The organism is Kitasatospora sp. NPDC059408 (genome assembly GCF_042751525.1).
Taxonomy (GTDB): Bacteria; Actinomycetota; Actinomycetes; order Streptomycetales; family Streptomycetaceae; genus Kitasatospora.
The window spans coordinates 23,828-48,665 of record NZ_JBHYWI010000061.1 but is presented as its reverse complement, the minus strand read 5'-3'; the positions used below and the strand labels follow the sequence as shown (position 1 = coordinate 48,665).

At 72.3% G+C, this 24,838-nt stretch carries 22 protein-coding genes and 1 riboswitch; of the genes, 5 read left to right on the top strand and 17 right to left on the bottom strand.

Annotated elements, in window-relative coordinates:
- Nucleotides 1–124: 124 nt before the first annotated feature.
- The 6 genes from ligA to ACFXDE_RS31710 form a co-directional block, all read right to left on the bottom strand.
- Nucleotides 125–2,428, bottom strand: a complete 2,304-nt coding sequence (ligA, locus tag ACFXDE_RS31735; protein WP_380498054.1) for an NAD-dependent DNA ligase LigA — start codon at nucleotides 2,426–2,428, stop codon at nucleotides 125–127.
- A 21-nt stretch (nucleotides 2,429–2,449) separates the two neighbouring features.
- Nucleotides 2,450–3,460 (bottom strand): methionine synthase, encoded by a 1,011-nt coding sequence (locus ACFXDE_RS31730; protein ID WP_380498051.1) that lies wholly within the window; start codon nucleotides 3,458–3,460, stop codon nucleotides 2,450–2,452.
- Nucleotides 3,461–3,496: 36 nt separating this feature from the next.
- Entirely contained in the window at nucleotides 3,497–4,186 is a 690-nt protein-coding gene (locus ACFXDE_RS31725) for an SDR family oxidoreductase (RefSeq protein ID WP_380498050.1), read from the bottom strand.
- Nucleotides 4,187–4,199: 13 nt separating this feature from the next.
- A complete protein-coding gene (locus ACFXDE_RS31720) occupies nucleotides 4,200–4,724 on the bottom strand; it encodes a TIGR00730 family Rossman fold protein (RefSeq protein WP_380498049.1) in 525 nt (174 codons plus the stop codon).
- 47 nt (nucleotides 4,725–4,771) lie between these two features.
- Nucleotides 4,772–5,908 carry a tRNA 2-thiouridine(34) synthase MnmA gene (mnmA, locus tag ACFXDE_RS31715; protein WP_380441375.1) on the bottom strand — a complete coding sequence of 379 codons (1,137 nt, stop codon included), beginning with the start codon at nucleotides 5,906–5,908 and terminating at the stop codon, nucleotides 4,772–4,774.
- A 170-nt stretch (nucleotides 5,909–6,078) separates the two neighbouring features.
- Entirely contained in the window at nucleotides 6,079–7,260 is a 1,182-nt protein-coding gene (locus ACFXDE_RS31710) for a cysteine desulfurase family protein (protein WP_380498048.1), read from the bottom strand.
- A gap of 176 nt (nucleotides 7,261–7,436) precedes the next feature.
- Between ACFXDE_RS31710 and ACFXDE_RS31705 the strand changes: the two genes are divergently transcribed.
- The gene (locus ACFXDE_RS31705; RefSeq protein WP_380498047.1) at nucleotides 7,437–8,183 is read left to right on the top strand and encodes an IclR family transcriptional regulator; all 747 of its coding nucleotides are present in this window, start codon (nucleotides 7,437–7,439) and stop codon (nucleotides 8,181–8,183) included.
- On the opposite strand, the gene ACFXDE_RS31700 is transcribed toward ACFXDE_RS31705, so the two are convergent.
- From ACFXDE_RS31700 to ACFXDE_RS31665, 8 genes are all read right to left on the bottom strand, one after another.
- Nucleotides 8,119–8,778, bottom strand: coding sequence for a trimeric intracellular cation channel family protein (locus tag ACFXDE_RS31700; protein ID WP_380441369.1), 660 nt, complete (start codon nucleotides 8,776–8,778; stop codon nucleotides 8,119–8,121). The two genes, ACFXDE_RS31705 and ACFXDE_RS31700, sit on opposite strands and share 65 nt — an antisense overlap.
- 109 nt (nucleotides 8,779–8,887) lie before the next feature.
- Entirely contained in the window at nucleotides 8,888–9,952 is a 1,065-nt protein-coding gene (locus ACFXDE_RS31695; RefSeq protein ID WP_380441367.1) for an ABC transporter ATP-binding protein, read from the bottom strand.
- Between the two features lie 34 nt (nucleotides 9,953–9,986).
- Entirely contained in the window at nucleotides 9,987–11,057 is a 1,071-nt protein-coding gene (locus tag ACFXDE_RS31690) for an ABC transporter ATP-binding protein (RefSeq protein ID WP_380441365.1), read from the bottom strand.
- On the bottom strand, nucleotides 11,054–12,064 hold the full coding sequence (locus ACFXDE_RS31685; RefSeq protein ID WP_380441363.1) for an ABC transporter permease: 1,011 nt from the start codon (nucleotides 12,062–12,064) through the stop codon (nucleotides 11,054–11,056). Before ACFXDE_RS31685 ends, ACFXDE_RS31690 begins: the two co-directional genes overlap by 4 nt.
- Nucleotides 12,065–12,163: 99 nt before the next feature.
- Entirely contained in the window at nucleotides 12,164–13,924 is a 1,761-nt protein-coding gene (locus tag ACFXDE_RS31680; RefSeq protein ID WP_380498046.1) for an ABC transporter substrate-binding protein, read from the bottom strand.
- A gap of 54 nt (nucleotides 13,925–13,978) precedes the next feature.
- The gene (locus ACFXDE_RS31675; protein WP_380441359.1) at nucleotides 13,979–14,968 is read right to left on the bottom strand and encodes an ABC transporter permease; all 990 of its coding nucleotides are present in this window, start codon (nucleotides 14,966–14,968) and stop codon (nucleotides 13,979–13,981) included.
- Between the two features lie 464 nt (nucleotides 14,969–15,432).
- Nucleotides 15,433–16,356: an enhanced serine sensitivity protein SseB C-terminal domain-containing protein gene (locus tag ACFXDE_RS31670; RefSeq protein ID WP_380498045.1), complete on the bottom strand. Its 924-nt coding sequence runs from the start codon at nucleotides 16,354–16,356 to the stop codon at nucleotides 15,433–15,435.
- A gap of 116 nt (nucleotides 16,357–16,472) precedes the next feature.
- A complete protein-coding gene (locus ACFXDE_RS31665; protein WP_380441354.1) occupies nucleotides 16,473–17,267 on the bottom strand; it encodes an enhanced serine sensitivity protein SseB C-terminal domain-containing protein in 795 nt (264 codons plus the stop codon).
- Between the two features lie 208 nt (nucleotides 17,268–17,475).
- A riboswitch (glycine riboswitch) is annotated at nucleotides 17,476–17,581 on the top strand.
- A gap of 231 nt (nucleotides 17,582–17,812) precedes the next feature.
- Here ACFXDE_RS31665 and gcvT point away from each other — a divergent pair.
- The 4 genes from gcvT to ACFXDE_RS31645 all read left to right on the top strand — a co-directional run bounded on the left by gcvT (nucleotide 17,813) and on the right by ACFXDE_RS31645 (nucleotide 22,335).
- On the top strand, nucleotides 17,813–18,934 hold the full coding sequence (gene gcvT / locus ACFXDE_RS31660; protein WP_380441352.1) for a glycine cleavage system aminomethyltransferase GcvT: 1,122 nt from the start codon (nucleotides 17,813–17,815) through the stop codon (nucleotides 18,932–18,934).
- Between the two features lie 99 nt (nucleotides 18,935–19,033).
- Nucleotides 19,034–19,408: a glycine cleavage system protein GcvH gene (gene gcvH, locus ACFXDE_RS31655; protein ID WP_359969324.1), complete on the top strand. Its 375-nt coding sequence runs from the start codon at nucleotides 19,034–19,036 to the stop codon at nucleotides 19,406–19,408.
- A gap of 136 nt (nucleotides 19,409–19,544) precedes the next feature.
- Entirely contained in the window at nucleotides 19,545–20,813 is a 1,269-nt protein-coding gene (glyA, locus tag ACFXDE_RS31650) for a serine hydroxymethyltransferase (RefSeq protein ID WP_380498044.1), read from the top strand.
- A 154-nt stretch (nucleotides 20,814–20,967) separates the two neighbouring features.
- Nucleotides 20,968–22,335 (top strand): L-serine ammonia-lyase, encoded by a 1,368-nt coding sequence (locus tag ACFXDE_RS31645; protein WP_380441348.1) that lies wholly within the window; start codon nucleotides 20,968–20,970, stop codon nucleotides 22,333–22,335.
- An 82-nt stretch (nucleotides 22,336–22,417) separates the two neighbouring features.
- On the opposite strand, the gene ACFXDE_RS31640 is transcribed toward ACFXDE_RS31645, so the two are convergent.
- From ACFXDE_RS31640 to ACFXDE_RS31630, 3 genes are all read right to left on the bottom strand, one after another.
- Nucleotides 22,418–22,699 (bottom strand): hypothetical protein, encoded by a 282-nt coding sequence (locus tag ACFXDE_RS31640; protein WP_380498043.1) that lies wholly within the window; start codon nucleotides 22,697–22,699, stop codon nucleotides 22,418–22,420.
- Nucleotides 22,700–22,834: 135 nt separating this feature from the next.
- A complete protein-coding gene (locus tag ACFXDE_RS31635) occupies nucleotides 22,835–23,773 on the bottom strand; it encodes a DMT family transporter (protein WP_380498042.1) in 939 nt (312 codons plus the stop codon).
- Nucleotides 23,774–24,327: 554 nt separating this feature from the next.
- The gene (locus ACFXDE_RS31630) at nucleotides 24,328–24,825 is read right to left on the bottom strand and encodes an ATP-binding protein (protein WP_380498041.1); all 498 of its coding nucleotides are present in this window, start codon (nucleotides 24,823–24,825) and stop codon (nucleotides 24,328–24,330) included.
- Nucleotides 24,826–24,838 lie beyond the last annotated feature (13 nt).

Sequence of the window (24,838 nt, the reverse complement as noted above, 5' to 3'; positions counted from 1 at the left end):
AACCGGAAACGCGCCACCGTGCCCGGGTGTCGCTCAGGGACACTGTGCCCGCTTTCGCTGAACGGCACCCGGTGACGTTGCATCAGGACGATAACAAGACGGATTCGGCCACTCGCGGCTCGGGTCAGCGCTCGGCGGGGGCCTCCTCGGGGCTGTCCTCCGGGGTGTCCTCGGAAGCGTCCTCCGGGGTGTCGAGTCCCAGGTGGGCGCGGGCGGCGGCGGGCCCGTCGGCGAGCAGGACGGCGAAGCCGGCGTCGTCCAGGACGGGCAGGCCGAGCTGAACGGCCTTGTCGTACTTGGACCCGGGGTTGTCACCGGCGACCACGAAGTCGGTCTTCTTCGAAACCGAACCGGTCACCTTCGCTCCGCGCGAGGTCAGCGCCTCCTTGGCGCCGTCCCGGGTGTGCCCGGCCAGCGTGCCCGTCACCACCACCGTCAGCCCCTCCAGCGGGCGCTCCGCCTCCTCCTCGTCGGCGGGCTCCTCGACGAAGCGGACGCCGGCCGCGCGCCACTTCTCCAGGATCCCGCGGTGCCACTCCTCCTGGTACCACTCGATGACGGACCGGGCGATCGTCGGCCCGACCCCCTCGACGGCCGCCAGCTCCTCCTCGGTGGCCGAGAAGATCCGGTCGAGGTCGCGGAACTCCCGTGCCAGCTCCTGGGCCGCGACCGGACCGACGTGCCGGATCGACAGGCCGTTGAGGAACCGCCAGAGCGGCCGGTCCTTCACCTTCTCCAGGTTCTCCAGCAGCAGGCCGGCCGTCTTCTTCGGCTCGCCCTTCTGGTTGGCGAAGAAGGTGGCGATCTTCTCCTTGCCGGTGCGGTCGTCCAGCTTGGGCATGCCGGTCTTCTGGTCGCGGACCAGCACCTTGATCGGCAGCAGTTGCTCCATCGTCAGCCCGAAGACGTCGCCCTCGTCCTTCACCGGCGCCTCGCCCGGCTCCAGCGGCTGGGTCAGCGCGGTGGCCGCGACGTAGCCGAGCCCCTCGACGTCCAGCGAGGAACGGCCGCCCAGGAAGGCGATCCGCTCCCGGATCTGGGCCGGGCAGAACTGGGCGTTGGGGCAGCGCAGGTCGATGTCGCCCTCGGACATCGGACGCAGCTCGGCGCCGCACTCCGGGCAGTGCGAGGGCATCACGAACTCCCGCTCGGTGCCGTCCCGCAGGTCCTCCACCGGCCCGAGGATCTCCGGGATGACGTCACCGGCCTTGCGCAGCACCACGGTGTCGCCGAGCAGGACGCCCTTGGCCTTGACGACCTGCTGGTTGTGCAGCGTCGCGTACTGCACCATCGAACCGGCCACCTTCACCGGCTCGGCCAGCACCGCGAACGGCGTGGCCCGGCCGGTGCGGCCGACGCCGACCCGGATCTCCGCCAGCCTGCCGGTGACCTCCTCCGGCGGGTACTTCCACGCGATCGCCCAGCGCGGGGACTTGGAGGTGGCGCCGAGGCGGCCCTGGAGGGCGATCTCGTCCACCTTGACCACGACGCCGTCGATCTCGTGCTCGACGGAGTGCCGCTGCTCGCCGAAGCGCTTGATGAACGCCCGCACCTCGTCGAGCGTCCCGACCACCTCGTTGTGCCGGGCGGTCGGCAGGCCCCACTGGCGCAGCAGGTCGTAGGCGTGCGACTGGTTGTCGATGTCGAAGCCGACCCGGGCGCCGATGCCGTGCACCACCATGTGCAGCGGGCGCGAGGCGGTGACCAGCGGGTCCTTCTGGCGCAGCGAACCGGCGGCGGCGTTGCGGGGGTTCATGAACAGCCGGATCAGCGCCCGGGGCCGCTTGCCCTCCTTGGCGCGCTCCTCGTTCTCCTGGCGGCGGCGCTCGTTCTCCTCCGCGAACGAGGCGTTGAGCGCGTCGAACGCCTCGGTCGGGAAGTAGACCTCGCCGCGGATCTCCACCAGCTCGGGGACGTCGTCGCCCTTGAGCTGCTGCGGGATCTCCTTGATGGTGCGGACGTTGGGGGTGATGTCCTCGCCCACCCGGCCGTCGCCGCGCGTCGCGGCCTGCACCAACTGGCCGTTCTCGTAGGTGAGGTTGACGGCCAGGCCGTCCACCTTGAGCTCGCACAGGTAGTGGTAGTCGATGCCGGCCAGCTCGCCCGCGACGCGCTCGGCCCAGGCGGCGAGCTCGTCGTCGTCCATGGCGTTGTCGAGGCTGAGCAGGCGCTCGCGGTGCTCGACCGAGGCGAACAGCTCGGTCGGGGCGCCGCCGACCTTCTGGGTCGGCGAGTCCGGGGTGACGAGGGCCGGGTGCTCGGCCTCCAGCGCCTCCAGCGCGCGCATCAGGCCGTCGAACTCGGCGTCGGAGACGACCGGGGCGTCCTGCTCGTAGTAGCGGGCGCGGTGGTCGGTGATCTCCGCCGCCAGCTCGGCGTGCCGCCTGCGCACCTCCGCCGGGACGTCCTCCCAGCCCTCGACAGCCACCACCGCAAGCCTCCTACGTTCTCATTCCGGGTTGTCCACCAGGCTCTGCGCCGCCCGCGCCGCGAGCAGCAGCGCCTTGCGCGCGTACGCCGGGGAGGCCCCGGCCAGCCCGCAGGTCGGTGTCACGAGCACACGACGGCCCAGCAGCTCCGGGGCGAACCCGAGCCTGCGCCACAAGGTCCTGACACCCTGGACACTACCGGCCGGGTCGGACACCTCCTGGTCAGTGGAGGGGACGACACCCGCGAGGATCGCCGTGCCCGCCTCGACGGCCTCGCCGAGGTCGTCGTCGGCGCGCTCGGTCAGCAGCGAGAAGTCCAGCGAGACGCCGGCGACGCCGGCCCGGCGCAGCAGCGGGATCGGCACCTCGGGCGCGCAGCAGTGCACGACGACCGGTGCGTCCAGGGCGCGGATCAGCTCGCGCAGCGCCTCCTCGGCGACCTGGCGGTCCACCGCGCGCAGCCGCTGGAAGCCGCTCGCGGTCTTCACCGAGCCGGCCAGCACGGCGGGCAGCGAGGGCTCGTCGAGCTGGAGCACCACCTCCGCGCCCGGCACCCGCCTGCGGACCTCGGCGAGGTGGCGGCGCAGGCCCTCGGCGAGCGACTCGGCGACGTCCCGGCAGGCGCCGCGGTCGGCGAGCGCCTTCTCGCCGTGCTTCAGCTCGATCGAGGCGGCCAGCGTCCACGGCCCGACGGCCTGGACCTTGAGCGGCCCCCGGTGGCCCTGGGTGTACTCCTCCAGCGCGTCGAGGTCCTCGCCGAGCCAGGAGCGGGCCCGCCGGGTGTCCCGGCCGGGGCGGTCGGCGAAGCGCCAGCCGCTCGGCTCGGTCTGCGCGAACAGCTCGGCCAGCAGGCCGGCGCTGCGGCCGATCATGTCGGCGCCCGGCCCGCGCGCGGGCAGCTCGGGCAGGAACGGCAGCTGCTCCAGCGCCCCGGTGGAGGTCCTGGCGGCCTCCCGGGCGTCGGTGCCGGGCAGCGAACCGACGCCGGTGGCGGCGCCGTGCAGGTCGGGGAAGGGGTGTGGGGTGCTCACCCGTCCGAGCCTAGTGCGCCGCCGACCGGCCCCGGATCAGTGGCCCGGGCGGACGGTGATGTCCGTGATCTCCGCGTCGCGGCTGGCGTCCAGGGCCGCGAGGACCGCCCTCGCGACGGACTCCGGCTCGATCCAGCGGCCGGCGTCGTAGGACCTGCCCTCCTGCTGGTGCACCTTGACCTGCATCGCGGTGGCGGTGCGGCCCGGGTACACCGAGGTGACGCGCACCCCGCCGGCGTGCTCCTCCTCGCGCAGCGCGTCGGCGAGCGCCTTGAGGCCGTGCTTGCTCGCCGCGTACGCCGCCCACTCGGCGCCGGCCCGCAGGCCCGCACCGGAGTTGACGAACACGACGTGCCCCTTGGCGAGGCGCAGCGAGGGCAGCAGGAGGCGGGTCAGCTCGGCCGGGGCGACGAGGTTGACGCCGAGCGTGTCGTTCCACACCTTGACCGGCAGGTCGCCGACCGGGCCGAGCTCGACCACGCCCGCGATGTGCAGCAGCGAGTCCAGCTCGACCGGCAGCTCCTGGTGGCCGAGGGCCCAGGCGAGCTTGGCCGGGTCGCCCAGGTCGCCGACCAGGGTGCGGGCGCCGGGGAAGCGCTCGCGCAGCTCGGCGGCGCGGCGGGCGTCGCGGGCCAGGAGCCAGAGGTCGTCGCCGCGCTCGGCGAGGCGCCCGGCCAGGACGGCGCCGATGCCGGAGCCGGCGCCGGTGATCAGATGTGCAGCCATGGGGCCGATCCTCTCAGGACTTGAGCTGCGCGAACACCTCGGCGGGCGTGTCCGCGAAGGAGATCAACTCGCCGAGCGGGCGCGGCAGGAAGCCCTCGGCGTCCATCCGCTCCAGCTGGCGGCGCAGGCCCGAGTAGAACCCCTCGCTGTCGAGGACGACGACGGGCTTCTCGAACATCCCGTGCTTCTTGAGCTCCAGCACCTCGGTGACCTCGTCCAGCGTGCCCAGCCCGCCGACCAGCACGACGATGGCGTCCGCGCGGGCCGCGAGCTCCGCCTTCCGCTCGGCCAGGTCGCGGGTCATCACGAGCTCGTCGGCGCCGTCGTACCCCTTGTGCTTCAGCATCTCGACCATGACGCCGACCAGCTTCCCGCCGGCCGCCTTCACCCCGTCGGCCAGCAGGCCCATCAGGCCGGCGTTCGAGCCGCCCCACACCAGGGTGTGCCCGCCCTCGCCGAGGAGCCGGGCGAACTCGGCGGCGGGGGCGGTGTAGCGGTCGTCGAGCGAGTACGCGGAGCAGAAGACAGTGATGTTCATAGTGTCGTCCGGTCTATCACGCGGACCGGGGACCGCTCACCGGGGTTTCAGGCCCGGACGGCCGGGCGCTCGGTCGTCGCGATGGTCGCGGAGCCGACCACCCGGGTGCCGTCGTACAGCACCACGGCCTGGCCGGGGGCGATGCCGCGGGCCGGCGAGTCCAGGTCGACGCGGAGCCCGCCGTCCACGACGGACGCCGAGACCGGCACCTCCTCGCCGTGCGCGCGCAGCTGGGCGGTGTAGCGCCCGTCGGCGGCCGGCTCGCCCCCGCACCAGCGCGGGCGGATCGCGGTCAGCCCGACCACGTCCAGGCCCTCGGCCGGGCCGACCGTGACGGTGTTGTTCACCGGCGAGATGTCGAGCACGTACCGCGGCTTGCCGTCCGGCGCCGGGCGGCCGATCCGCAGGCCCTTGCGCTGGCCGATGGTGAAGCCGTACGCGCCGTCGTGCTCGCCGAGCTTGGTGCCGTCCACGTCGAGGATGTCGCCGGTCGCGGTGCCGAGGTGCTTGGCGAGGAAGCCCTGGGTGTCGCCGTCCGCGATGAAGCAGATGTCGTGGCTGTCCGGCTTCTTGGCGACGGCCAGGCCCCGGCGCTCGGCCTCCTCGCGGATGACGTCCTTGGTGGTGTCGCCGAGCGGGAACAGCGAGTGGGCCAGCTGGTCGGCGTCCAGCACGCCGAGCACGTACGACTGGTCCTTGGCGGCGTCCACCGCGCGGTGCAGCTCTCGGCGGCCGTCCGGCAGGTCGACGATCCGGGCGTAGTGGCCGGTGCAGACGGCGTCGAAGCCGAGCGCGACCGCCTTGTCCAGCAGCGCGGCGAACTTGATCTTCTCGTTGCAGCGCAGGCAGGGGTTGGGGGTGCGGCCGGCCGCGTACTCGGCGACGAAGTCGTCGATCACGTCCTCGCGGAAGCGCTCGGCGAGGTCCCACACGTAGAAGGGGATGCCGATGACGTCGGCGGCACGGCGGGCGTCCCGGGAGTCCTCGATGGTGCAGCAGCCGCGGGCGCCGGTACGGAAGGACTGCGGGTTCGACGACAGCGCCAGGTGGACGCCGGTCACCTCGTGCCCCGCTTCGGCGGCACGGGCGGCGGCGACGGCGGAGTCCACCCCGCCGGACATCGCCGCGAGCACGCGCAGACGGCCAGTGGACGGAGCGGTCGGGGCACCCGGGAAATCAGTCATGATGCCCCCAAGCGTACGTGCTGCCCCCGGTGTTCCCCGAGCCGATATCGGGCCTCCGCCCGGGGCCCGGGCCGACGACGGACGCCGGCTCGGGGGCCGCAGGTCGACAGCGCCGGGGCGCGTGCCTTCGACGGGCGTTCAGACCCCCGAAGTGCGCGCCCGCGGAGCGGCTAGCGGCGGACCGACATCGGGCCCGCGTTGCGGGCGCGTTGGACGGCGGGGGCGATCGCCTGGGCCAGGGCCGACACGTCGTCCTGGGTGGAGGTGTGGCCGAGAGAGAAGCGCAGGGAGGCGCGCGCCAGGAGCGGATCGGCGCCCATCGCCAGCAGCACGTGGCTGGGCTGCGGGACGCCCGCCGAGCACGCGGAGCCGGTCGAGCACTCGATGCCCTGGGCGTCGAGGAGCATGAGCAGGGCGTCGCCCTCGCAGCCGGGGAAGGAGAAGTGCGCGTTGGCGGGCAGCCGGCCCTCGGGGGCCGGGTCGCCGTTGAGCACCGCGTCGGGCACGGCGGCGAGCACCGAGGCGATCAGGTCGTCCCGCAGCGCGCCGAGCGCCGCCGCGTGCTCGGCCCGCCGTTCGACGGCGATGGCCGCGGCCGCCGCGAAGCCGGCCGCGGCGGGGGCGTCGAGGGTGCCGGAGCGGACGTCGCGTTCCTGGCCGCCGCCGTGCAGCAGCGGGACGGGCGCGGCGCCGCGCGAGAGCAGCAGCGCGCCGATGCCGAACGGGCCGCCGATCTTGTGCCCGGTGACGGTGACCGCGGTGAGCCCGGAGTCGGCGAAGGACACCTCCACCTGACCGAGCGCCTGCACCGCGTCGGCGTGCATCGGGATGCCGAACTCGGCCGCCACGGCCGCGAGTTCCCGCACCGGCTGGACGGTGCCGACCTCGTTGTTCGCCCACATCACGGTGACCAGGGCGACCGAGCCCGGGTCCCGTTCGATCGCGTCGCGCAGCGCCTGCGGTTGGACCCGCCCGAGCCCGTCGACCGGCAGGTACTCGACGGTGGCGCCCTCGTGCTCGGAGAGCCAGTGCACGGCGTCGAGCACCGCGTGGTGCTCGACCGGGCTGCACAGCACCCGTGTGCGGGCCGGGTCGGCGTCCCGCCGGGCCCAGTACAGGCCCTTGACGGCGAGGTTGTCGGACTCGGTACCGCCGCCGGTGAGGACGATCTCGCTCGGCCGGGCGCCCAGCGAGTCGGCGAGCGACTCGCGGGCCTCCTCGACGACGCGGCGGGCCCGGCGGCCGGCCGCGTGCAGGGAGGAGGCGTTGCCGACGACACCGAGGTGCGCCGTCATCGCGGCGATCGCCTCGGGCAGCATCGGCGTGGTCGCCGCATGGTCCAGGTATGGCATAACCATCAGATTGTAGAGGGCCGTCCCCGGCACCGTTCCCGGCCTGCGCACCAGAATGCGACCTGATCCGAAAGACCCGTCCGAGCCGGGACCGCCGCGTCCGGCGCCGGTTTGACCCACTGCGCCGTCCGGTGGTTAGCCTGACGGACACTTCTCGTCGGAACTCGGGGGACGCCATGTCGCAGTCGGTCGACCGCGCCCTCACGCTGCTCGGCTCGCTCGGCGACGGACCCGTGACCCTGGAACAGGCGGCGACCAGCATCGGCGTCCACAAGTCCACCGCGCTGCGCCTGCTGCGCACGCTGGAGGAGCACGGCTTCGCGCAGCGCCAGCCGGACCGGCGCTACCGCCTGGGCGGCCGGCTGCTGTCGCTGGCGCACCGGGCGCTGGAGGAGATCGACGTCCGCCAGGTGGCCGCGCCGTACCTGGCCGCGCTGAACGCGCGCAGCGGACTCACCGTCCAGCTGGCCGTGCTGGAGGACGGCGAGGTGCTGTACGTCGACGAGGTCTCCGGGCCCGGCGCCCGGCGGCCGTCGCGGATCGGTCGGCGCGCGCCGGCCGCGGGGACGGCGATCGGCCGGGTGCTGCTGGCCGGGCGGCCGGAGGACGGCGCCCGCGAGGAGGAGCTGCCGCCGGAGCTGGCGGCGGTGCGCCGCCGGGGCTGGGCGGCGGAGTCCGCCGAACACCGCGAGCCGGTGACGTGCGTGGCCGCGCCGGTGTCGGGCAGCGGCGGGCGGACGGTCGCGGCGTGCGCGGTGAGCGCGCCGGTGAGCGAGGTGCCGCCGGGCGAGCTGGCCCGGATGGTGCCGGAGCTGCTGTGCACGGCGGAGGCGATCTCGCTGGCGTACGGCGGCTCGCCTACTCCTCGCTGGTGCGAGAACCGTTGCGGTGCCAGGCCCGCGGGGCGCGCCAGCCGTACTTGAGGGCGAGCATCCGCAGCACGAAGGCGGTGAGCGCGGCGGCGGTGCCGGTGGCGCCGGTGAGCCGGTCGAGGCCGATCAGCACGGCGACCAGGGCGGCGCCGACCAGGGCGGGCACGGCGTAGATCTCGCGGTCCCAGCGCAGCAGTGAGGGGATCTCCCCGGCGAGGACGTCCCGGACGACGCCGCCGCCGGCCGCGGTGACCATGCCGAGCGCGACGGACGCGACGGCACCGAGCCCGTAGTCGTGGGCCTTGGCGGTGCCGGTGACACAGAACAGTCCGAGCCCGAGCGCGTCGAGCGTCTGGACGGCGCGGTTGATCCGCTCGACCTCGGGGTGCAGGAAGAAGACGACGAAACCGGCCGCGAGCGGCGTCAGGAAGTAGCCGAGGTTGCTGAACGCGGCGACCGGGGTGGCCCCGATGACGAGGTCGCGCATGACACCGCCGCCGAGCGCGGTGACCTCGGCGAGCACGCAGATCCCGAAGATGTCCATGTTCTTGCGGACGGCGAGCAGCCCTCCGGAGAGGGCGAAGACGAAGATGCCGACGAGGTCCAGCGACTGCTGCACGTCGGAGGGGAAGATCTGCGAGGTCACGGGAACAACTATGACCTGCGCGGACCTCCCCCTCCGACGTCCTCCGGCGCCCGGTGCGTCAGGCCGTCGCGTCCACGAGGGTGCCCGTCCGGGTGTTCTCCGGGCCGTGCTAGTCGTTCCCCTCGCTCTGCTCGGGGAAGTGGCACGCGACTTGGTGCCCGGTCCGCATGACGGCCAGCGGGGGCTCCTGTGTGGCGCAGATCTCCTGCGCCTTCCAGCAGCGGGTGCGGAAGCGGCAGCCGCTGGGCGGGTTGATCGGCGAGGGGACGTCGCCCTTCAGCAGGATGCGCTCGCGGCCGGCGCGCTGGCGGCGGCGCGGGTCGGGCACCGGCACCGCGGACATCAGCGCGGTGGTGTAGGGGTGCATCGGGTTGCGGTAGAGCGAGTCCCGGTCGGCGATCTCGACGACCTTGCCGAGGTACATCACGGCGACCCGGTCCGAGACGTGCCGGACCACCGAGAGGTCGTGCGCGATGATCAGGTAGGTCAGGCCGAGCTCGCGCTGGAGGTCGTCCAGCAGGTTGACCACCTGGGCCTGGATCGAGACGTCGAGCGCGGAGACCGGCTCGTCGGCGACGATCATCTTGGGCCGCAGGGCGAGCGCCCGGGCGATGCCGATGCGCTGGCGCTGGCCGCCGGAGAACTCGTGCGGGTAGCGGTTGTAGTGCTCGGGGCTGAGCCCGCACAGCTCCAGCAGTTCCTGGACGGCCTTCTTGAGCCCGCCCTCCGGCACCGCGTTCTGGAGCTTGAACGGTGCGCCGACGATGGTGCCGACGGTGTGCCGCGGGTTGAGCGAGGAGTACGGGTCCTGGAAGATCATCTGGATGTCGCGGCGCAGCGGCCGCATCGCGCCGACGCCCAGGTGGGTGATGTCGGTGCCCTCGAACTCGATCGTGCCGGCGGTCGGCTCGTCGAGCCGGGTGACCAGCCGGCCCATCGTCGACTTGCCGCAGCCGGACTCGCCGACGACGCCCAGCGTCTCGCCGGCGTTGACGGTGAAGTCGATGCCGTCGACGGCCCGCACCGCGCCGGTCTGGCGTCGCAGCAGCCCGCCGCGGATCGGGAAGTGCCGGGTCAGGCCGGTCACCTTCAGCAGCGGCTCGCGGTCGGAGGCGGGCGCCGGCGACGCCCCGTTCAACTGTGCCTGGGGCGCGGCCGCCTGAGTGTCCGTCATCGGTTCTCTCCAGAAAGGTGGTACGAGGCCGGGCTCACAGCCGGGGCGCGATCTCTTCGGCGAAGATGCGGTGCCGCTCGGCGGCCGCGAGGTGGCAGGCCGCGTGGTGCCCGGGCGCGGCCTCGGCCAGCACCGGGACCTCGCTCGTGGAGCGCCCGCCGGTCTGCCCGGCGTACGGGCAGCGCGGGTGGAAGGCGCAGCCGCCGGGCACGTTGATCAGGCTGGGCGGCGTGCCCTTGACCGGTACGAGCCGGTCCTGGAGCTCCCGGTCGAGGCGCGGCATGGAGCCCAGCAGGCCCCAGGTGTAGGGGTGTTCGGGCGCGTCGAAGAGGGTCTCGGCGGGGCCGCGCTCGATGCACTTGCCGCCGTACATGACGAGGATGTCGTCGGCGAGCTCGGCGACCACCCCGAGGTCGTGGGTGATGATGATGACGGCGGAGCCGAACTCCTCCTGGAGGTCGCGGATGAGGTCCAGGATCTGCGCCTGGACGGTGACGTCCAGGGCGGTGGTGGGCTCGTCGGCGATCAGCAGGGAGGGGTCGTTGACCAGGGCCATGGCGATCATCGCGCGCTGGCGCATGCCGCCGGAGAACTGGTGCGGGTAGTCGTCCACGCGGCGGTCGGGCTGCGGGATGCCGACGCGGTCGAGCATCTCGATCGCGCGGGCGCGGGCCGCCCGCTTGGACGCGTCCGGGTGGTGCACCCGGTAGGCCTCGACGATCTGCGCCCCGACCGTGTAGTAGGGGTGCATCGCGGTCAGCGGGTCCTGGAAGATCATCGCCATCTCGCGGCCGCGCAGCTGGCGCACCCGTTCCGGGCCGGCCGAGACCAGTTCCTCGCCGTTCAGCCGGATCTCGCCGCTGATCCGGGCCCGCTTGGAGCGGTGCAGGCCCATGATGCCGAGCGAGGTGACGGACTTGCCGGAGCCGGACTCGCCGACGATGCCGAGGGTGCGGCCCTTGTGCAGGTCGAAGCTGACCCCGTCCACCGAGCGGACCAGGCCGTCGTCGGTGTCGAAGTGGATCCGCAGGTCGCGGACGGAGAGGAACGGGTCGCCGGCCGGGGTCTGCGCGGCGGGCGCCGTGGTCTTCTGGAGCTCGGTCACGAGAGCCTCACCCGGGGGTCGACGAGGGCGTACAGGAGGTCGACCACGAGGTTGCAGACGACGATGAAGAAGGCGGCGAGCAGGGTGACGCCGAGGATCTTCGGCAGGTCGTTGTCGGAGATCGCCTGGACGGCGAAGGCGCCGACGCCCTGCAGCGAGAAGACCTGTTCGGTGATGAGCGCACCGCCGAGGAGCAGGCCGAGGTCCATGCCGAAGATGGTGACGACGGGGGTGAGCGCGGCGCGCAGCCCGTGCCGGGTGACGACCTTGCGCTCGACCAGGCCCTTGGCCCGGGCGGTGCGGATGTAGTCCTCGCTCATCGTCTCCAGCATCCCGGCGCGGGTGAGCCGGGCGTAGAGGGCCGAGTAGAGGAAGGCCAGCGAGATCCACGGGAGGATCAGGTTGCGGGCCCACATGATCGGGTCGTCGGTGAAGTCGACGTACTGGAGGTTGTCCAGGATCGGCCACTCGTAGCTGAAGACCGTGAGCAGCAGCGCGCCGGTGAAGAAGACCGGCAGCGAGACGCCGGCGAGCGAGATGCCCATGGCGATGCGGTCGAAGACCGAGCGCGGCTTGAGGGCGGAGATGACGCCGGTGGTGACACCGGAGACCAGCCAGAGCACGGCCGCGCCGATGGCCAGCGAGAGCGTGATCGGGATGCGCTTGGTGAGCTCGGGCCAGACTTCGAGGTGGTTCTTGAAGGAGTAGCCGAAGCACGGTACGTGGCAGGTGACCGGGTCCGGGCCGAACTTGTACTCGGCGCCGCCGACCAGGCCCTTCAGGAAGTTCCAGTACTGGGTGTACAGCGGCTGGTCGAACCCGAGGTTACTCTTGACGGCCGCGATCGCCTCCGGCGACGGGTTCTTCCCGACGTACTGGGCGGCCAGCTGGTCGGCGGTCTCGCCGGCGATGCGCGGGAGCAGGAAGAAGATCGCGAAGGTGACCGCGCTGACCACCAGCAGCAGTACGACGGCCGCGAATGTCCTGCGGATGATGTAGGCAAACACAGTTGGGCGGCTCCGGCGGCCCGCCACCGTCCGGGGTCTGCCGGACGGTGGCGGGCGCCGCTGCCTTCACCTGCCTTCAGGGATGCGGAGCCAGGCTCTTTACTTGGTGGTGCCGATGTTCAGGTAGTCGTACTGGCCCGAGAAGGCCGACGTGGAGACCAGGTTGGTGGCGTTGTCCGGGCGGTACAGGAAGACCTTGGCGTACATCAGCGGGACGTAGACCGCCTGGTCCATGATCTTCTTGTCGATGTCGCCGTAGATCTTCTCGCGGGCCGCCTGGTCGGTGTTGGCGATCGCGTCGTCCAGCAGCTTGTTGATCGCGGGGTCGTTCAGCTGGGCCAGGTTGCTGTTGCCGGAGGCCTTGATGGCGCGGCCGTCGGCGATCTGCTGCAGGAAGCCGTAGCCGGTCGGCCAGTCGGCGCCCCACTGCATCATCATCAGGCCGATGTTGTGGTCCTGGGTGAACTGCGGGGAACCGGCGTTGTCCGAGAAGTACTTGCCCTGCGGGTACTTCTGGATCTCGACGTTGATGCCGACCTTCTTCAGCGCGGCCTGGATCGCGGTCGCCGCCTGGATCTCGGGGTCGCGCTCGGTGCGGGCGGAGATCACGGTGCTGAAGCCGTCCGGCTTGCCGCAGGCCTTGAGGGCGTCCTTGGCCTTGCCCTCGTCACCCTTGTTGTCCGGGGTCGCCCAGGTGTTGAAGTCCTGGTGGCCCGGGATGTCCGGCGGGAGCACGGTGCTGGCGATCGCACCGCGGATCGGGCCGCCCTCGACGGTCTGCACCGAGAGCTTGTCGATCGCGTACTGGACGGCCTTGCGGCACTCGACGTTGTCGAACGGCGCGACCTTGGTGTTGATCGCGGTGTAGATCAGGCGGCCGCCGTAGGAGCTGTCGCTGCTGGCCTTGAGCTTCGGGTTCTGCAGGATCTGCGCCTGGGTCTGCGGGTCGACGCCCAGGCCCACCAGGTCGACCTGCGCGTTGCCGGCGATCAGGTCCTTGTCGATGGTGGCCTGGTCCATGCCCATCTTGACCACGATCTTGTCCGCGAGCTGCTTGCGGATCGGGTCGGTGCTCGGGTCCCAGTTGGTGTTCGGCACCAGGGAGAGCTGCTTGCCGTCGTCGTAGGACGCGAACTTGTAGGTGCCCGAGGAGACCACGTGCTTGACGTAGCCGGCGCCGTCGTCCTTGGCCTGCGGGACCGGGACCGTCTGCGGGGCGCTGACCAGGTAGTCGAAGTCCGCGAACGGCTGCTTCAGGTGGAAGACGATGGTCAGGTCGTCCGGGGTCTCGATCGAGTTCAGGCCGCCTTCCTTGTCCTTGTACGGACCCTGGTAAGGCGTGGCGTTGTCGACCAGCAGGTCGTGGAAGTAGGTCGGGCCGTTGGAGTTCACGTCCGGCGCGAAGTTGGAGCGCTCGACGGCGTACTTGACGTCCTTCGAGGTGATCGCGGAGCCGTCGTCGTACTTCAGGCCGGGACGCAGCTTGTACGTCCAGGTCAGGCCGTCGGCGCTGGGCTGGCCGAGGCCGGCCGCGAGGTCCGGGACGAGCTTGTTGCCCTGCGCGCCGGGGCCCGGGGCGAAGGTGGTCAGCGGACGCCCGTACAGGCGCGAGAAGTTGTAGATGTAGGCGTAGTAGGTGTTGCCCGGGTCGAAGGAGTCCGGGGTGCCCTTCATCTCGTAGGTGACCGTCCCGCCCTTCTTGTCCGAGGCGTTGACGACCCCCTTCGTGGCGGCGTCGGCGCCGCCGCCGGCCGCGCTGCTGGAGGAGCCACCTGTGGTCTTGCTGGACGTGCATCCGGTCACGACGAGGACTGCGGCAGCTGCCACCGCGGTCAGCGCGACGGTACGGGACCTACGCATGGGTGAGATCAACCCCTTGAGGATGTGGAAACGGTGAAGGTTCCTGACGCAGGGTCAGTTGCTCTTGGGATCGAGGGCGTCACGCAGCCCGTCGCCGAGCAGGTTGAAGGCGAGCACGGTGAGGAAGATCGCCAGACCGGGGACCACCATGAACTGGGGGTCCACCTGGTAGTACTTGATCGCGTCGTTGAGCATGCCGCCCCAGGAGGCCTGCGGGGGCTGGATGCCGACGCCGAGGAAGCTGAGGCCCGCCTCGAAGAGGATGTTGGTCGGGATCAGCAGGGTCGAGTAGACCAGGATCGGACCGACCAGGTTGGGCAGCAGTTCCTTGAACAGGATGAACGGGCCGCGGGCGCCGAGGCTGCGGGCCGCGTGCACGAACTCCCGCTCGCGCAGCGAGAGGGTCTGTCCGCGCACGATCCGGCCCATGTAGGGCCAGTTGAAGAAGCCGATCACGAAGATCAGCACCAGGAGGTGCAGCGGGAGGCCGTGCAGGCCGAACGCGCCGCCCTGCAGCGAGGTCGAGATCGCGATCGCGAAGAGCAGCAGCGGGAACGCGAGGAAGACGTCCATGATCCGGCTGATCAGCGTGTCCACCCAGCCGCCGTAGTAGCCGGCCATGACGCCGAGCACGGTGCCGATCGTGTTGGACAGCAGCGTCGCGCCGAAGGCGACCAGCAGGGAGACCCAGGAGCCCTCGATGACACGGGCGAGCAGGTCGCGGCCGGTGAGGGGGTCGACGCCGAGCGGGTGGTCCCAGCTCATGCCGCCCCAGTCCCCGAGCGGCAGACCGCCGAGGTTGGCGTCCAGCAGGTCCTGGTTGAAGGCGTCCGGGTCGAGGCCGAACAGTCCCTCGATCGGCTTGGCCAGCACGGCGAGCAGGATCAGCAGGATCACGACGATGCCGCCGACGACGGCCAGCTTGTCCCGTTTGAAACGGGTCCAGGCGATCTGGCCGAGGGAGCGGCCCTCGATCTTCTGGGCCGGGCTCGCGGGGGCGGGTGCCTCCGGATCGTTCCCGGCGGTGGTGACGGATGTGGTCATGTCAGTAGGTCCCCTCGCCGACGGTGGCCGGCCCACGGGTGCCGGTCGCCGGCTTCGGCGGTGCGGCTATGCGGACGTGCGGAGGTGCTAAGGAGCGGGGTTTCGCGGCAGTGCGGCAGTGCGTCGTGCACGGTGCACTGCCACCACGCGGGATGGGCGTCGCGTGGCTGGAGCGGTCGGCGTGCGCGTTGACCTTTGTGGGGTTCCGAGTTCGCGCGGTGCGTTGCGCAGAACTCTCTGCCATCCGAACTGGCTTGCGCCAGCCCTGCCAAGCGACAGATGCCCAACTGTGATCTGCGTGCATGCACCTCCACGATCATCGGCATATCCCTCTTCACACGGTCGTGATAACCGTGTCAAGATGCCTGACACCCGCAGCCGCGAAGTCGTCCGGAAAACGCCGAAGCCGACCTGACGCAAAGTCAAGTCGGCTTCTGGAAATGGGTTTTGGCGGGTTTAGCGGTTCAGCGCCCCGGGTATCCGGGCCACGGCCGCTGGGGCGGCTGCGGCTGCCCGTGCCAGCCCGGCCCGGTCTGCTGCGGGTAGTACGGCGGCGCCTGGTGGCCCGGCGGCGGCACCGGCGGGTAGGCACCGGTCGGCCGGGCGAGCCCGGCCGCCTCGCGGTCGTAGAACGGCCGCGCCTTGGCCCGCATCCACAGCGCCACCGGGTCGTACTCGTCCGCCATCGCCACCGTGGACACCGCCAGCCCCTCCGGGGCCACCGCGATCGCCCGCTGCATCAGCGCGCGCACCGCCTCCACGGCCGGCGGGGAGCCGTCGTACAGGTCCAGGCCGATGGCCAGGTACGGTTCGCCCACGGCCGGCTGCACCCAGGCCCGGCGCAGCGCCCGGACGGCCCGCACCTCGCGCGCCTGGTGCTCCAGCAGCGCGAAGAACTGCTGGGCGTTCACCTGCGGCTCGCTGAGCCTCAGCGGCCCGGCCGGCAGCCGGTCCAGGCCCCCCGCGATCCGCCGCAGGTCCGCCCACGGCACGCCGACCCCGCCGCCCGGGGCGTGCGGGTTCAGCCACAGGCCCCAGCGGGTGCGGTACAGCGACGCGGCGATCTCGCGCCCGGAGACGACCTCGTGGGCACGCGCCCAGCCGGAGGCCGCCAGCTGCTCGGGGGAGGTGACGGCCGGCGCGTAGCCGTGGCCGCTGATCTCCATGTTCCCGTACTGGGCGTCCGGGCTGCCCGGGGTGCCGTGCCACAGCAGCATCCAGACCTGGCCCTCGGCCAGGGCGCGGAGCAGTTGCTCGTACGCCTCGTAGCGCTCCGGCGCGACCTCGCGCAGCGCGCGCTCCAGCACGCCCGGATCCGCGCCGGGGCGTCCGGCCGGTGCCTGGCCCCAGGGCCCCGGTGCACCACCGGACACCGCTCCCGCACTCATGCGCCCACCTCGCCGCGCCTCTTTCCTCACCTGCCGCCGGCCCGTCGGCCGTCTGCACGCACCCTATGGCGCGGCACCGGCCGACGCCACGGCGACGTGCCTACGAACGAACCCCGTCACACCCGCGCGTAGAACGGCAGCACCCGGGTGAGCAGCCACTCGACCACCGGATCGTCGGCGAGGTCGAGCAGCACGAGGTGGACGCCGCCGGGCAGCGGCGCGGTTCCCAGCGCGCGGCCGAGCGCCTCGTTCACCGCCGCCGGGTCGGCCGGGGCGGCCGGGTCCAGCTGCACGCCGATGAACATCACGGTCGGCTCGCCCTCGATGCTCGCGAGCGCGCGGCGCGCGGTCAACACTCCCGGCAGGGCGGCGAGTTCGGCCCGACAGACGGCCAGGAAGTGCTCCGGATCCTCCCCCGGCACGGGCTCGCGCAGCGCGACCCGGCCACCGGTCGGCGCCGAGGGGTCCTCCCAGCGGTCCTCGCGCGGACCGCGGCGCAGCTCGGCGACGCCCTGCGGCGGCACCGGGATGCCCACCGCGGCCTCGGGGTTGACGGCGATCCCGACGCCCAGCGGCAGCCCGCGGGCGAACTCCCAGGCCGGGGCGACCGCGAACGCCATCCCCGGCGCCTGCTGGAGGAACACCTCCTGCGAGGAGAAGACCGGGACGTACGGCTCGCCGCCCAGCTCGATCGTCGGCAGGTCCAGCGACTGCCCCTGCGGGTCGCCGCCGGCGGGCAGCGGGATCCACACCTGGCTGCGGGCCAGCACCTCGACCACCCGCGGCGTCGCGCCCGGATCGCCCAGCGCGGCGGTGAGCACCTGCTCCAGCTCGTTGGCCGGCCAGGCCCCGCCCGGCGGCGGCGTGTCCGGGCCGCCCCACCCCTGCTGCTGCTCCACCGGGTACCCCATGCGCCCCTGTACCGCCCTCTGCCGGTCGGCCGCCCACTGCTGCCGACGCGCAGCAGTCTAGGGTGCGTGTTCCCTTGTGTGGCGTGTGGCCGGGTCCCCTGTGGTGTGTGACCGGGTCCCCCCTCCCATCGGTGCCGCGGACGTGCCATGATGTGCGCGTCCGACGGCGTCGTGCGCAGTCGGCCCCACTAACTCCATACCGGCCGCTCGAACCCGCGCGGGAGAGTCCGGAGTGCCCCGTCTGGTGGCACGGCCGGCGCCGAAGGAGCAAGTCCTCCCCGGAATCTCTCAGGCCCCCCTACCGCACGGGTTAGGCACATCTGGAAAGCGGCGCACGGCCTGTCGTGCGCCCACCCACGGTGCAAGCCGCCATCCTGTCCGGAAAGCTGGAAACAGCGACGGGCCGCTGCGCGGTGAAGCTCTCAGGTTCGACGACAGATGGGGAGACCCACGCCGCCGCATGCCCGCGCGCAGGAGTCGGTCCCCGAGCGGGTCCGGTCCGGCGCGTGCACCCCTGAGTGCCCAGACCGAGGAGTTCCCAGGCCATGTCGTCCCTCCGCCTCACCGCGCTCGACGCGCTGCACCGCGCCCTCGGCGCGACCATGACCGACTTCGCCGGCTGGGACATGCCGCTGCGTTACGGCAGCGAGCGCGAGGAGCACCTCGCCGTCCGCACCAAGGCCGGTCTGTTCGACCTGTCCCACATGGGCGAGATCACCGTGACCGGCCCGCAGGCCGGCGAGATGCTGGACCACGCGCTGGTCGGCTTCGTCTCCGCCCTCGGCGTCCTGCGCGCCCGCTACACCATGATCTGCGCCGAGGACGGCGGCATCCTGGACGACCTGATCGTCTACCGCCTGCGCGAGGACTCCTTCCTCGTCGTCGCCAACGCCTCCAACGCCCAGCTGGTGCTGGACGAGCTGATCGCCCGCGCCAAGGGCTTCGACGCCGTCGTCACCGACGACCGCGACACCTACGCGCTGATCGCCGTCCAGGGCCCGGAGTCCACCGCGATCCTCGCGAAGACCACCGAGGCCGACCTGCCCGGCCTGAAGTACTACGCGATCCTCCCGGCCCGGGTGGCCGACCGGGACGTGCTGCTCGCCCGCACCGGCTACACCGGCGAGGACGGCTTCGAGATCTTCTGCGCCCCGGCCGACGCCGAGCCGGTCTGGCAGGCGCTGACCGCCGCCGGCGAGGGCCACGGCCTGGTGCCGTGCGGCCTGTCCTGCCGCGACACCCTGCGCCTGGAGGCGGGCATGCCGCTGTACGGGCACGAGCTCTCCACCGACCTGACCCCGTTCGACGCCGGCCTCGGCCGGGTCGTCCGCTTCGACAAGACCACCAACGACGGCGCCTTCGTCGGCCGCAAGGCCCTGGAGAAGGCCGCCGCCGAGGCGGAGTCGACCCCGCCGCGCGTCCTGGTGGGCCTGGTCTCCGAGGGCAAGCGCGTGCCGCGCGCCGAGTACACGGTGGTCTCCGCCGACGGCGCCCCGATCGGCCGGATCACCTCGGGCGCGCCGTCCCCGACGCTGGGCAAGCCGATCGCGATCGCCTACGTGGACGCGGCCCACGCCGCCCCCGGCACCGCCGTCGCGGTGGACGTGCGCGGCAAGCACGAGCCGGTCGAGGTCGTCGCCCTGCCGTTCTACAAGCGCGCCCGCTGAGGATCTTCCCGGGCCCTCGGTCACCACTGATCCGCGACGAAGCCGTCCGCGCGGCGGCCCGCTTCGTCGTACCCGCTTCCCATCCTGGAGAATGACGCCATGAGCAACCCCCAGCACCTGCAGTACACCAAGGAGCACGAGTGGCTGACGGCCGCCGAGGACGGTGTCTCGACGGTCGGCATCACCAAGCACGCCGCGGACGCGCTCGGTGACATCGTCTACGTGCAGCTGCCCGAGGTCGGCGACGAGGTGACCGCCGGCGAGACCTGCGGCGAGCTGGAGTCCACCAAGTCGGTCAGCGACCTGTACTCCCCGGTGACCGGCGAGGTCGTCGAGGTCAACCAGGACGTCCTGGACGACAACGCCCTGGTCAACAGCGCCCCGTTCGAGGGCGGCTGGCTGTTCAAGGTCAAGGTGGAGTCCACCGACGAGCTGCTCAGCGCCGACGAGTACACCGCCTTCATCGGCGGCTGACCAGGCCCTTGGCGCGGCGGGCCGCAGCGCGGCGGCCCGCCCCCCTCACCGCCCACCCGTCACCCGCCGCCGCCCTTCCGAGGGCGCACTTCGCGCGGCGGTCCCGATTCCTCCTTCGCCCCGGGAAGACCACACCATGACGGTTCTCAACGAATCCCTGCACTCGCTCGACCCGGAGATCGCCGCCGCGGTCGACGCCGAGCTGCACCGCCAGCAGACCACCCTGGAAATGATCGCCTCCGAGAACTTCGCCCCGGTGGCGGTCATGGAGGCCCAGGGCTCGGTGCTCACCAACAAGTACGCCGAGGGCTACCCCGGCCGCCGCTACTACGGCGGCTGCGAGCACGTCGACGTCGTCGAGCAGATCGCGATCGACCGCATCAAGGCCCTGTTCGGCGCCGAGCACGCCAACGTCCAGCCGCACTCGGGCGCGCAGGCCAACGCCGCCGCGATGTTCGCGCTGATCCAGCCGGGCGACACCATCCTGGGCCTGAGCCTGGCCCACGGCGGTCACCTGACCCACGGCATGAAGATCAACTTCTCCGGCAAGCTCTACAACGTGGCCGCGTACCACGTCGACGAGAAGAGCGGCCAGGTCGACATGGCCGAGGTCGAGCGCCTCGCCAAGGAGCACCAGCCGAAGCTGATCATCGCCGGCTGGTCCGCCTACCCGCGCCAGCTCGACTTCGCCGAGTTCCGCCGCATCGCCGACGAGGTCGGCGCCCTGCTCATGGTGGACATGGCGCACTTCGCCGGCCTGGTGGCCGCGGGCCTGCACCCGAACCCGGTGCCGTACGCGGACGTCGTCACCACCACGACCCACAAGACCCTGGGCGGCCCGCGCGGCGGCGTCATCCTGTCGAAGGCCGAGTGGGCCAAGAAGATCAACTCCGCGGTCTTCCCCGGCCAGCAGGGCGGTCCGCTGGAGCACGTGATCGCGGGCAAGGCCGTCGCGTTCAAGGTCGCCGCGTCCGAGGAGTTCAAGGAGCGCCAGCAGCGCACCCTGGACGGCGCCCGGATCCTCGCCGAGCGCCTGCTGCAGGCCGACGTCGCCGAGGCCGGCGCCTCCGTGCTGTCCGGCGGCACCGACGTGCACCTGGTGCTGGTCGACCTGCGCAACAGCCAGCTCGACGGCCAGCAGGCCGAGGACCGCCTCCACGAGGTCGGCATCACGGTCAACCGCAACGCGATCCCGAACGACCCGCGCCCGCCGATGGTCACCTCCGGCCTGCGCATCGGCACCCCGGCCCTCGCCACCCGCGGCTTCGGCGCCGAGGACTTCCGCGAGGTCGCCGACATCATCGCAGAGGCCCTCAAGCCGGGCTTCGACGAGACCGTCGCCGCCGGCCTGAAGGCCCGCGTCACCGCGCTGGCCGAGAAGTACCCGCTCTACCCGAACCTCTGATCGCCGGGGGTGGGTGACCGGCCTCACGCCGGTCGTCCACGGGAGTTTCCGGGGCACCGCGCACACTGGAAAGACGCGCGGTGCCCCTCCTCATGCTGCGCCTACGCACAGCAACGCAATGTCCGTCCACGAGACCAGACAAGGACGTCCCCCCGTGGCCCTCAGTGTCTTCGACCTTTTCTCCATCGGTATCGGCCCGTCGAGCTCCCACACGGTCGGCCCGATGCGCGCCGCCCGGATGTTCGCCCGGCGGCTGCGGTCCGAAGGCCTGCTGCCCGGGGTGGTGAGCGTCCGCGCCGAGCTGTACGGCTCGCTCGGCGCCACCGGCCACGGCCACGGCACCCCGAAGGCCGTCCTGCTCGGCCTGGAGAACAACTCCCCGCGCACGGTCGACGTCGACCAGGCCGACCGGGACGTCGAGCGGATCACCGCCGAGAAGCGGCTCAGCCTGCTCGGCGAGCACCCGATCGACTTCGACCCCGACACCCAGCTGATCCTGCACCGGCGCCGCTCGCTGCCGTACCACGCCAATGGGATGACCCTGTGGGCGTTCGCGGCCGACGGCTCGACGCTGCTGGAGAAGACCTACTACTCGGTCGGCGGCGGCTTCGTCGTCGACGAGGACGCGATCGGCGCCGACCGGGTCAAGCCGGACGACACCGCGCTGAAGTACCCCTTCCGCACCGGCGAGGAGCTGCTGCGCCTCACCCGCGAGACCGGGCTGTCGATCTCCGGCCTGATGCTGGAGAACGAGAAGGCCTGGCGCAGCGAGGAGGAGATCCGCACCGGGCTGCTGGAGATCTGGCAGGTCATGCAGGAGTGCGTCCGCGCCGGCATGTCCCGCGAGGGCATCCTGCCGGGCGGCCTCAAGGTGCGCCGCCGGGCGGCGGCCGCGGCCCGCGCGCTGCGCGCCGAGGGCATCGGCCCGGCCAACGCGATGGAGTGGGTGACGCTCTACGCGATGGCGGTCAACGAGGAGAACGCCTCCGGCCGCCGGGTGGTCACCGCGCCGACCAACGGTGCGGCCGGGATCATCCCCGCCACCCTGCACTACTACCTGAACTTCATCCCGGGCGCCGACGACGACGGCATCGTCCGCTTCCTCCTCGCGGCCGGCGCGATCGGCATGCTGTTCAAGGAGAACGCCTCCATCTCCGGCGCCGAGGTGGGCTGCCAGGGCGAGGTCGGCTCCGCCTGCTCGATGGCCGCGGGCGGCCTCGCCGAGGTCCTCGGCGGCTCCCCCGAGCAGGTCGAGAACGCCGCCGAGATCGGCATCGAGCACAACCTCGGCCTCACCTGCGACCCGGTCGGCGGCCTGGTCCAGATCCCGTGCATCGAGCGCAACGGCATGGCGTCCGTCAAGGCCGTCACCGCCGCCCGCATGGCCCTGCGCGGCGACGGCCGGCACCACGTCTCGCTCGACAAGGCGATCAAGACGATGAAGGAGACCGGCGCCGACATGAAGATCAAGTACAAGGAGACCTCCCGCGGCGGCCTCGCCGTGAACGTCATCGAGTGCTGATCGCCCCGACGTGACGAACGGGCCCCCGGACGGCGTGACCGTCCGGGGGCCCGTTGTGTTGCGGCGGCCGGCCCGCCGGCCGTTACTCCTGCGCGGCGCGGCGGCAGGCGTTGCCGGCGATGACGGCGGGGACGTAGTCCTCCCGCAGGAGGTGGTAGCAGTTCTGGAAGGCGGCCTGGCCCCCGGCCGCGCCGATCAGGCAGGCGTCCTCCGCGATCTGGGCGTCGGCGTCCGGCTTGTTCTCCAGGACGTAGTAGAAGCAGCCCTGCGCGGTCGCGCTCGCGGCCGGCGCGAGGGCGACGACACCACCCAGCGCGAGGGTGAGGCCGGTGGCCGCGGCGGCGATCCGTCGTACGAGCTTCATGGTCGGCAAATCCTTCCGGTCGTCACGGAGTCGGCGGACGAGGGGCGAACGCTTCGTCCACCAACTCCCGGTCCCGGCAAGAGATACCGAAGTAGCCCGCCGACCGCCCGGGGCCGCGCCGACGACCCGCCAAGATCACCCGAAGGCGAGGAGGGCCAGCCCGGCGGCCAGGATGCCGAGGCCCGACCACGAGACGGCCGGCAGCCGTTCGCCGAGCACCGCGACGCCGAGGAGGGCGGCGACGGCGGGCTCGGCGAGGGTGAGCGTCGTGGCGGTCTGGGCCGTGGTGCGGCGCAGGCCGTGGCCGAAGAGGCGGTACGCGAGGAAGGTCGTGATCACGGCCAGGTGGAGCACGATGGCCGCTCCCCGGAGCGAGACCAGCCACGGCCCGCCGCCGAACACCACGACGGGCAGCACGAGGACGGCGGCCGCGCCGAACATCGCGCCCATCACCCCGGCCGACGCGTGCCCGCGCCCGATCAGTGCGCCGCCGATGAGCGAGTACGCGGCGTACGAGAGCCCGGAGAGGGCGGCCAGCAGCACGCCGAGGAGGTCCACCGGCGCACCGCCACCGGTGAGTTCGGGACCGAGGACGAGCACCGCGCAGCCGAGGACGGCGGCAGCCGTGGCGACGGCCCACCGGGTGCCCGGTAGCTGCCGCCCGGCGATCCAGCCGAGGAGGCCGGTGAACACGGGGGCGCTGCCGAGCGCGATCACGGTGGAGACGGCGACGCCGGTGCGCGTCACGGCCGGGTAGAACGTGAGCGGGTAACCCACCACCGCGACGGCGCCGAGGGCGAGCAGCCGGCGCTCGCCGCGGGTGCACGCCCCGGGCAGGGCGCGGGCGTCGCGGCTGGAGAGGAACAGGAGGAGCCCGCCGAGGACGAGCGCGGCGGCCCCGAGGACCGCCGGGGGCGCACCGGCGGGCGCGAGGGAGCTCGCCGTCCCGGTGGTGCCCCAGAGCACGGCGGCGGCCAGGATCGGCAGCGGACCGCGCAGGCGGCCGGGGGCGGGAGCCGCCGAGGGGGCGGGGGCGGGGCGGGCGGACGTGCGGGTACGAGTGCGGTTCGGCACAGTGGTGAACTTCCGTCGTCGAAGACCGTCTTGGGACTGGTTTCGAAAACGGGCGCACGCGACGGACCCCCGGCGGCAGGGGCCGGCCGGGGCCGCGGGTCAGATCACCTGCGCGCGCCCGATCAGGCGCGGAGCGGTGGCAGCGCGACGCGCCAGTACGGGTTCACGCCCCCGATGCTACGTCAACGGCGCATGGTGCACGCTCGCCCGAAAGCGTTAACGGCCGCCCCCACCCGCACGGGGACGGCGACACCGGTCGGGCGGCCCCCTCGGGGGCGATCATTTGTGAATATTCACAGGCGACATCGTTAACTTATGCAAATTCCCAAGGTGAAGTAGGTTACAAACCTTTCAATCCAAGCTGCCCGGTTTGCCCACATGCTGAGATCCGTGCCATAGTCGACACATCGGACTTCGACTGGCCCGACCTGGCACAGTCGACGCCCATCGCGCGGCACGCACCCCCTTGGCCGGCGCGATGACCTGCACGGGCCCCCATCCGCCGGACCACGGCGATTCCAGGGGGCCCTGCGTGTTTTCCGGACCCTGCCGCGTCAGTGGCGCTCGCGGATCTTCAGCTCGAACCAGACGCCCTTGCCCCGCGGCAGCAGGTCCGCACCCCACCGGTCGGCGAGGTCGTCGACCACCTTCAGGCCGCGCCCCCGCTCGGTGACGGGCAGCGGCTCGGCGAGGATCACGCAGGGCAACGCCCTTGAGGAGTCCCGGACTTCGACCCGCAGCCAGCCCGGCTTGCGGATCACCTGGAGCCCGATCGTGCGGCCGGCGGCGTGCCGCACGGCGTTGGAGACGAGCTCGCTGGTGAGTAACTCCCCCGCCTCCAGGTGCTGGTGGAGGTCCCAGGACTCCAGGACGGAGAGCACCAGCCGGCGGGCCACCTGAGCGGACTCCGCCCGGGACGGCAGCCGCACCTCGCCCGGCGCGGACTGGTCGCACAGCCTGCCGAAGTACATCTCCTCCAGTTCCCCGGAGCTGAGCCGCTCCAGCGCCGACAGCGCGCCCGGGACGTCGATCCAGGACGCCTCCGCGACCATTCCGGCTCCCGGA